The organism is Euzebya sp. (assembly GCF_964222135.1).
Classification (GTDB): Bacteria; Actinomycetota; Nitriliruptoria; order Euzebyales; family Euzebyaceae; genus Euzebya.
The window spans coordinates 1-8,124 of sequence record NZ_CAXQBR010000072.1 but is presented as its reverse complement, the minus strand read 5'-3'; the positions used below and the strand labels follow the sequence as shown (position 1 = coordinate 8,124).

The 8,124-nt window shown below is 72.3% G+C and carries 8 protein-coding genes; 1 reads left to right on the top strand and 7 read right to left on the bottom strand.

What is annotated here, in order from left to right; genetic code table 11:
• Positions 1–96 precede the first annotated feature (96 nt).
• Together ACEQ2X_RS15760 and ACEQ2X_RS15755 are read right to left on the bottom strand one after the other, a co-directional pair.
• Complete coding sequence (locus ACEQ2X_RS15760) at positions 97–738, bottom strand: TetR/AcrR family transcriptional regulator (protein WP_370326785.1); 642 nt, start codon at positions 736–738, stop codon at positions 97–99.
• Positions 739–773: 35 nt separating this feature from the next.
• Entirely contained in the window at positions 774–2,165 is a 1,392-nt protein-coding gene (locus ACEQ2X_RS15755; RefSeq protein WP_370326784.1) for a phytoene desaturase family protein, read from the bottom strand.
• Positions 2,166–2,299: 134 nt separating this feature from the next.
• On the opposite strand from ACEQ2X_RS15755, the gene ACEQ2X_RS15750 reads away from it, so the two are divergent.
• A complete protein-coding gene (locus ACEQ2X_RS15750) occupies positions 2,300–3,844 on the top strand; it encodes a class I adenylate-forming enzyme family protein (protein WP_370326786.1) in 1,545 nt (514 codons plus the stop codon).
• A 6-nt stretch (positions 3,845–3,850) separates the two neighbouring features.
• Here ACEQ2X_RS15750 and ACEQ2X_RS15745 read toward each other — a convergent pair whose 3' ends face one another.
• The 5 genes from ACEQ2X_RS15745 to ACEQ2X_RS15725 all read right to left on the bottom strand — a co-directional run.
• On the bottom strand, positions 3,851–4,264 hold the full coding sequence (locus tag ACEQ2X_RS15745; RefSeq protein ID WP_370326783.1) for a MaoC/PaaZ C-terminal domain-containing protein: 414 nt from the start codon (positions 4,262–4,264) through the stop codon (positions 3,851–3,853).
• Positions 4,261–4,701: a hypothetical protein gene (locus ACEQ2X_RS15740; protein WP_370326782.1), complete on the bottom strand. Its 441-nt coding sequence runs from the start codon at positions 4,699–4,701 to the stop codon at positions 4,261–4,263. Before ACEQ2X_RS15740 ends, ACEQ2X_RS15745 begins: the two co-directional genes overlap by 4 nt.
• Positions 4,698–5,822 carry an epimerase gene (locus tag ACEQ2X_RS15735; RefSeq protein WP_370326781.1) on the bottom strand — a complete coding sequence of 375 codons (1,125 nt, stop codon included), beginning with the start codon at positions 5,820–5,822 and terminating at the stop codon, positions 4,698–4,700. Before ACEQ2X_RS15735 ends, ACEQ2X_RS15740 begins: the two co-directional genes overlap by 4 nt.
• Positions 5,823–5,862: 40 nt before the next feature.
• Entirely contained in the window at positions 5,863–6,651 is a 789-nt protein-coding gene (locus ACEQ2X_RS15730; protein ID WP_370326780.1) for an SDR family NAD(P)-dependent oxidoreductase, read from the bottom strand.
• Positions 6,651–8,124: biotin/lipoyl-containing protein (locus tag ACEQ2X_RS15725; RefSeq protein ID WP_370326779.1), on the bottom strand; the 1,474-nt coding region annotated here is incomplete at its 5' end. The genes ACEQ2X_RS15725 and ACEQ2X_RS15730, both read right to left, overlap by 1 nt.

The following is an 8,124-nucleotide window of genomic DNA, read 5'->3' as shown; positions in this document are numbered from 1 at the left end:
CTACTTCGCCTCATGGCGAAGTAGGCCCCGATCGCGCCCAACCTCGGCGCGACCTCGGCGCGACCGCCAACCTCGCCCAAACCTCGGCGCGACCCCTCAGCCGCCCCGCCGCCCCAGGTCCCGCCGCGCTCCCTCCGCCGGTCCGACCAGCCCGCCCATGACGAGGTCGGCGAACTGCTGGGCGACCTCGTCGGGGGTGCTGGGCCCGTCGGGCTGCCACCAGGTGGAGATCCAGTTCATCATCCCGAAGATCGCCATCGCCGTCAGCTTCGGGTCGACGTCCGCCGCGACGGCGCCCTCCGCGACCCCCCGCCGCAGCAGGTCGCGGATCGCCGAGTCGAAGCGGTCGCGCTCGGCCAGGATGGTCGCGCGGCGATCGGGGGAGAGGTGGCGGAAGTCGTTCAGGAAGACGCCGACCTCCTCCGCGTCGCGGCAGTAGACCCGCACCTGCTCCTCGAGGTAGGTGCGGAGCTGCACCAGCGGGTCCCCCTCCTCGGCCAGCCACTCCTCGAGCCGCGCGATCGTGTCGCGGTGCACGCGGTCGATGATGCTGAAGAGGAGGTCCTCCTTCGAGTCGATGTAGTAGTACAGGCTCCCCTTGAGGATCCCGAGCTCGTCGGCGACGTCCTGGATCGACGCGGACGCGTAGCCCTTCTCGTGGAAGACCCGCGTGGCGGCGGCGAGGACCTCGTCCCGCCGCCGCGGCGCGTCGCGACCAGCCCGCTCGGTGCTCGACATCTGCGCGAGCCTACCGGCGGGTGCGGCCCGGCGGCTCAGTACCGCCACCCCTCCTCGAGGGGCCACAGCCGCCGGCCGAGGATGTCCTCGACGCAGGTCAGCCCGGCACGGGCGGCCCGGTCGATGCCGATGCCGCGGGACTTGAAGGTCTCGGAGGCGAAGTAGAGGCCCTGGACGTTGGGGGCCTTCCAGTGGGGGCGGAAGGTGCCGACCAGACCGGGCTTCTGGATGACGCCGAAGGAGGGGTCGTAGACCAGGTGGCGGCGCTTGAAGACGTGGTCGGCGAGGCCGGGCCACATGATCTCCACGTCCTGCTCGAACTCGTCGAACTTCTGCTTCACGAACCGCATGTCGCCGGGCCGGTCGAACCCGTGGAGCATCGCGCCCATGACGTAGAGGTGCTTGCCCTCCGGCGCGACCGACGGGTCCAGGGCGGACATCTCGAACATGAAGCCCGACGTGCGGGCGATCGGCGTGTGCAGCCAGGTGGCGATCTCCTGGCGGTCGAGGACGCTCACCGGCTCCTCGGTCGCCATGTACAGCCCGGCCCAGGAGATCCGCCAGCGGTCCTGCGCGAGGTACTTGATCTGGCTCGCGTACCAGTCGGGGAGCACGTCCTCGGGGACGACCTGCAGGACGTTCCAGACGGGGAGGGTGGAGATCACGACGGGTGCCCGGACCTCGTCCTCGTGGAAGACCTCGTTGGGGAGCACCGCGCCGGCGCGGGGCAGGGCCACGCCGCGGACCTCGCCGTCCTCGACGATCACCCGGCTGACCGGCTGGCCCAGACGGACCTCGCCGCCGTGCTCGGTGATCGCGTCCCGCAGGTCCGCGAACAGCTTCTGCCACCCGCCCTCGGGCCAGTAGCTGTACGCCGCCGTGCCCTTCTCCTCGTAGTGCATCTTGCGGACGAACAGGTTCTCCGACGCCGAGTGGTCCCACCAGTCCTCGGTCATGCACTCCATGACGGTGATGAACTCGAACAGGTCGATGACGCCCTGGTGGTCGGAGTGCTGGCGGATCCAGTCGCGCATCGGGCGGTCGTCCCAGCGCTCGAGCTCGTCGTACGGCGTGTCGACCAGCGCCTTGATGACCTTCTTCAGCTCGTCCTTGTCCCCGGAGTACCGGTCGCGGATCGAGCCCCACGACTCGGTCTCGTGGTTCCACACCGGCATGTCGGTGTTGGACGGGCCGTGTCCCAGGTGCTTGCCGACGTGTTCGAAGATCTTCGTCATCCCCGACCCGGAGTCCTCCATCAGGTGGGCGCCGAGGTTCAGCTCGTAGCCCTCGTCGGGGGTGGCCATGCCCCGCCCGCCGAGGAACGGGCTGCGCTCCACCACCAGGACCGACTGGCCCTCCTTCGCGAGCAGGGCGCCGGCCGACAGGCCGGCCGCCCCCGCACCGATCACGATCACGTCGTAGTCCACAGCGCCCTCCGGAGGAGTCCAAACCAAACGATTGTTTGAATCATGCTAGGCAGTGGCGGACCGTACGGCAACTGGATCGTTTACCGACCAGTAGGTAACGTGCGGTTGTGACGAGCAGCACCGTGAACATCGGCATGATCCCCGCGAAGTGGGCGCACCTCGACGGTGGTCGCGAGGCGATCGTCGACGTGCCGAGCGGCCGGCGGATCACGTACGCCGCGCTCGACGAGATGGTCCGCCGCCTGGCCAACGGGCTCTGCGACGAGCTGGGTCTGGCGCGCGGGGACCGGGTGGCGATCCTGTCCCGCAACTCCATCGAGTACCAGGCGCTCTACTTCGCGAGCGGGCGGGTCGGGTTGATCACCCAGCCGCTGAACTGGCGCCTCGGACCCGCTGAGCTGGCGCGGATCATCGCCGACGCCGAGCCGCGCGCCATCGTCGTCGCGGACGAGTTCGCCGACGTCGCCGTCGAGCTCCAGCGGCTCGTCGACGTCCCCCACCGGCTCGACGTCGCACCGGACGGCAGCGGCTCGCTGACCGACCTCCTCGCCCGCGCCTCAGATGCCGAGCCGGCCGCGTCGGCGACCGTCGGCGGGGACGACCCCCTCTTCATCCTCTACACGGGCGGGACCACCGGCATGTCGAAGGGAGTGCTGCACTCCCACCGCAGCGCCTGGACCGGGATGCTCAACCAGACCGTCGCCGAGCGCGTCGTGCCGACCGACGTGTACCTGCTGACCGGCCAGATGTTCCACATCCCGATCGTCCTGGCGATGAACTACATGGCGCACGGGTGCCCGCTGGTCCTGATCAACTTCGAGCCGCGGCTCGCGCTCGAGGTCATCGAGGCCGAGCGCGTGTCCGCGCTGCTCGGCATCACCACGATGCTGAACTGGATGATGGCCGTCGACGACTTCGACCGCTACGACCTGTCGAGCCTCCGCAACATCCAGTACGGCGGCGGGCCGATGCCCTCGAGCGTCGTCCGCGCCGCGCTCGAGGCGTTCCCCTGCACCCTCATCCAGGGCTACGGGCAGACCGAGGGGACGACGATGGCCTTCCTGCCCCAGGAGGTCCACGAGGAGGCCGTCCGCGGCATCAACCCGCACCGCCTCCGCTCATGCGGCCGGGAGGCGTTCGCCACGCAGGTCCGCGTCGTCGACCTCGACGGGCGGCCGGTGCCGATGGACGGGACCACCGCGGGGGAGGTGGTGGTCCGCTCGGAGGCCAACATGCTCGGCTACTGGCGTCGCCCCGAGCTGACCGCCGAGACGATCCGCGACGGCTGGATGCACACCGGCGACCTCGCCACCTGGGACCCCGACCGCTTCGTCTACATCGTCGACCGTGCGAAGGACATGATCATCTCGGGCGGGGAGAACATCTACTCCGCGCAGGTGGAGGAGGCGATCAACGCCCACCCCGCCGTGCTCGAGTGCGCGGTGATCGGGGTGCCGGACGACGAGTGGGGCGAGAACGTCCACGCCGTCGTCGTCCTGAAGGCGGGGCAGGACGCGACGGAGGCCGACATCATCGCCACCGCCCGCCAGCACCTGGCCAGCTACCAGAAGCCCAAGAGCGTCGAGTTCGTCGCCGAGCTGCCGAAGGCCCCGACCGGCAAGATCCTCAAGCGAGAGCTGCGCCGCGCACACTGGGACGACGCCGACCGCACCGTCTGAGGGACCTCAGCCGACGACGACCTCCGCGGTGCCGGTGACGAGCCGCGTGCCGTCGTCGCGATCGAGCCAGACGTCGCAGGAGGCGACCACCGCCTCGTCGACGGTCTGGACGGCGGTCACCTCGCCGGACGCGACCAGCCGGTCGCCGGCGAACACGTTGCCCGTCAGCCGGACCCGGAGCCGGCGGAGGGCGCCGGGCCGGCCGCCGGCCCAGGCGAGCAGCGCGTTGACGACGTACCCGACGTTGGTGGGGCCCTGGTTGACCGGCCGGTCGCCCATGCCGAGCTCGCGGACGACGTCGGCGTCGAAGTGGATCGGGTTCGGGTCGCGGAGCAGCACCGCCATGGTCTTCATGCGCTCGGCGTCGACCCCGTCGACGGTGAACGGCGGGATGGCATCGCCCGGCTGGACGGTCCTCATCGCCCCTCCCGCCGTGGGCACACGTAGGTGTTGCGCAGCGTCGCCGCGTCGTCGCCCGCAGCGTCGACGATGCGGACCTCCGCGGTCACCAGGTCGAACGTGCCGCTGCGACCTCGCTTGCGCTCGACGGCGGTGATCGTCGGGCTGACCTCGAACGCCTCGCCGGCGCGGAGCGCTCGGGACTGGATGATGTCCATCTCGCCCAGCATCGGCCCGTCCGCCATGGGGCAGTCGAGCAGCTCGAAGAGCTCGCCGATGGAGTAGCCGACACCCCGGACGGCGGCGTGGAAGATGAATATCGGGTGGAGCTCGTCACCGGTCGGCGGGGCCAGCATCGCGTCGGCCCCGAGCCACCCCTCGTAGCCCTCCGCGCGGTACGTGCCGCCGGGCAGCGCCCGGCCCACGACCCGCTCGCGGAGCTCCTCGAGGCCGATCACGACCCACCCGCCCGCGCGCCCTTGGCGGTCTGGGGCACCGTCATCCGGCCCACGATCGCGCGGAACGGCTCGGCGGCCTCGGCCACCGACGCCATCGCCGCGTCGTAGGCGGCGACGAGCCGGTCCTCGGCCGCGTAGTCGAAGGGGTCGACCAGGTTGGGGTTGGCGTCCATCTCCTCGCGGTGGGCGAGCATCCACTCCACGGTCTCCGCGAGCCCGTCGCGGACGCTCATCACGTCGGCGTAGCCCAGCTGCTCGCGGATCTTCGACGTGTCGAGCACGCAGCTCGGCGTGGCCTGGTAGCCGAACGCGATCACACCCCAACCGGGGCTCGGCAGCTCGCCGGGCAGCGAGCGGATCGGCAGATCCCCGCCGGCGGCGAGGGCCGTCAGCTCGGCCCACTGCCGGATGCTGACGAGTTCGTCGTCGGCGACGTTGTAGGCCTGCTGCGCGGCCGCCTCGGGGTGGTCGACCGCGCACAGGATCGCGTGCGCGGCGTTGGCCGCGCCCGCGCGGGAGTGGATGCCGCGCCCGTCGTCGGACAGGATCATCCACGGCCGGCCGTCGAGGACGCGGCGGACGACCGTCCACTCCCACGCGTGGGGGTTCCGCGGCCCGTAGACCGTCGGGTAGCGCAGGTAGGTCGCCCCGAACGCCCCGCGCCGGCCGAGCTCGAAGACGGTGTCCTCGGTGCGCCGGATGGCACCGGTGCGGTAGGTCACCGGCTCGCGGTCCTCGACCGGGACGAGGGGGTGGTCCTCGTGGACCGGCATGTCCATGCCCGTCGGCACCCGCCGGTGGGGGTCGATGTAGCCGTCGTAGACCGGGGTCCCGCCCACGGCGAGGAAGTGCTCGCAGCGGCCGGCCACGTGCTGGGCGAGGAGGCGGACGCGGCCGTACGTGGCGATGACGACGTCCCATCGGCCGTCGCCCAGCGCGTCGGCGATGCCGTCGGCGTCGTAGGGATCCCCGTGCAGGTGGGGGACGTCCGGGCCGTCGGGCACCTCGTGGCGGCCGGTGTGGAAGATCGTGGTGTCGAGGCCGCGCTCGAGCAGGCCCTCCACGAGGGGCGGGCCCGTCGGGCCGGTGCCCCCGATGACCAGTGCGGTGCGTGCGCTCATGTCCGCTCCGTCCTCCTCGTGGCGGCGGTCGTGTCGCCGATCATGCGGCGCCGAGCCCGCCGTCGACGGTGTAGGTCGCCCCGGTCACCCAGCTGCTCTCGTCGCTCGCGAGGAACAGCGCGACGGCGACGACCTCGTCGAGGGAGCCGAAGCGGCGCATCGGGTAGCGCTGCTGCTCCCGCTCCAGGGCGCGGGCGGTCCGCTCGTCGTCGGCCCGGCCACCGCCGCCCACCATGCTGGCGAACGTCTCGGTGACCAGTGGGGTGGGCGTCGTGCCCGGTGCGATCGCGTTGACGCGCACCCCGGACGGGCCGACCTCCACCGCGGTGGCGCGGCACAGGCCGATCACGCCCGCCTTCGACGCCGCGTACGGCGCGATCCCGCGGATGCCCTTGATGGCCGCGGTGCTGGCGGTCGCCACGATAGAGCCCGAGCCCTGGGCGACCATGGTCGGGATCACGGCGCGCATGGACAGCCACACGCCGGTGAGGTTCACCGAGATGACCCGGTCCCAGTCGGCGGGGTCGGTGCCGGCCGTCGACCCGATGCCCGGGATGCCGGCGTTGGCGAACAGCACGTCGATGCGGCCGAACGCGTCCAGGGCCGCAGCCGCCATGCCCTCGGTCGCGGCGATGGAGGTGACGTCGGTCGCAACGGCGACGGCGCGACCACCATCGGCGTTGATCGCCCCGGCGACCTCGTCCGCCCCGCGGAGGTCCGCGCAGACGACGAGGGCACCCTCCGCAGCGAAGCGCTCGGCGGCCCGCCGCCCGATCCCCGACCCGGCGCCGGTGACGACGGCGACCTCGTCCGCGAGCCGGCCGACCATCAGCCGTCCGTGATCGTCGTCAGGACCGCGCCGTGCTCCACGACGTCGCCGACCTCCAACGCGATCGGACCCATCACGCCCCCCCGGTGGGCCACGACGTGGTTCTCCATCTTCATGGCCTCGATCACCACGACCAGGTCACCGGGAGCGAGCACGTCACCCTCCGCCGCGGAGACCGCGACGACGACGCCCTGCATCGGCGCCCGCAGCTCTGGGCCGTCCACGGTCGCCGCGCCACCGCCCGCCCGGTCGCCGTCGCGTCGGCGACGGGCCCGGGTCTGCACCCCGTCCGTCGCGGTCCCGACCCCGTGCACGGTGACGTGAAGCGACCGGCCGGACACGGTGAGCGCCACCTCTCGGGCGGTGGTCGTCCGCCCCGGCAGCGCGACGACGACCGGGGCCGCCTCCGGTGCCGCGCCGTCGGCGTCGAACGCCACCAGGGAGGATAGGTCCCACTCGGTCTCCACCGACACCGTCGAGTGGGTGGCGGCGGCGAACTGCTCGTCGGCCATCGCCAGGCGGTGGAAGCCGAGGGTGGTCGGGACCCCGCCGACGGCCATCTCGTCGAGCGCGCGGGCCATCCGGCGCCGGGCGGCGTCCCGGTCGGCGCCCCACACGATCAGCTTGCCGATCATCGAGTCGTAGGTGCGGGGGATCTCGTCGCCCGCCTCGACGCCGCCGTCGAAGCGCACCCACGGCCCCTGGGGCACCGCCAGCTCGGTGACCAGGCCGGGGGAGGGGACGAAGCCGACCGCCGGGTCCTCGGCGTTGACCCGCACCTCGATGGCGTGGCCGGCGAGGGCCACCTCGTCCTGGCTGACGCCCATCCCCTCGCCCGCGGCGATGCGCAGCTGCTCGGCGACGAGGTCGACGCCGGTGACCAGCTCCGTGACGGGGTGCTCCACCTGCAGCCGTGTGTTCATCTCGAGGAAGTAGAAGGCCTGCTCGCCGTCGTCGCGGTCCTCGAGGAGGAACTCGCACGTGCCGGCGCTCACGTAGCCCATCTCCTGGGCCACCCTGATCGCGGCCTCGCGGATCGCCTTGCGGGTCCCGTCGTCGATGCGGGGTGCGGGGGCCTCCTCCACGAGCTTCTGGTGGCGGCGCTGCAGCGAGCAGTCGCGGTCGCCCAGGTGGATGGTGGTCCCGTCGACGTCGGCCAGCACCTGCACCTCGACGTGGCGGGGCCGCTCCAGGTAGCGCTCCAGGTAGCACTCGCCGCGGCCGAACGAGGCCTCGGCCTCGCGGCGCGCGCCGGCGAGGGCGTCACGGACCTGCGCCGGCGAGCGGACGACCTTCATGCCGCGGCCCCCGCCGCCGAACGCCGCCGTGACCGCGATCGGGTACCCGTGCGCCTCGCCGAAGCGCACCGCCTCGGCGGGGTCGTCGGTCGGCTCGGTCGTCCCCGGCACGACGGGCACGTCCGCCGCCGCGGCCACCGCGCGGGCGGACAGCTTGTCGCCCATGCGCTCGATG

Coding starts and splice junctions, on each gene's coding strand:
- ACEQ2X_RS15760 (WP_370326785.1), bottom strand. CDS start 738: ATGTCGAGCACCGAGCGGGCTGGTCGCGACGCGCCGCGGCGGCGGGAC.
- ACEQ2X_RS15750 (WP_370326786.1), top strand. CDS start 2,300: ATGATCCCCGCGAAGTGGGCGCACCTCGACGGTGGTCGCGAGGCGATC.
- ACEQ2X_RS15745 (WP_370326783.1), bottom strand. CDS start 4,264: ATGAGGACCGTCCAGCCGGGCGATGCCATCCCGCCGTTCACCGTCGAC.
- ACEQ2X_RS15735 (WP_370326781.1), bottom strand. CDS start 5,822: ATGAGCGCACGCACCGCACTGGTCATCGGGGGCACCGGCCCGACGGGC.
- ACEQ2X_RS15730 (WP_370326780.1), bottom strand. CDS start 6,651: ATGGTCGGCCGGCTCGCGGACGAGGTCGCCGTCGTCACCGGCGCCGGG.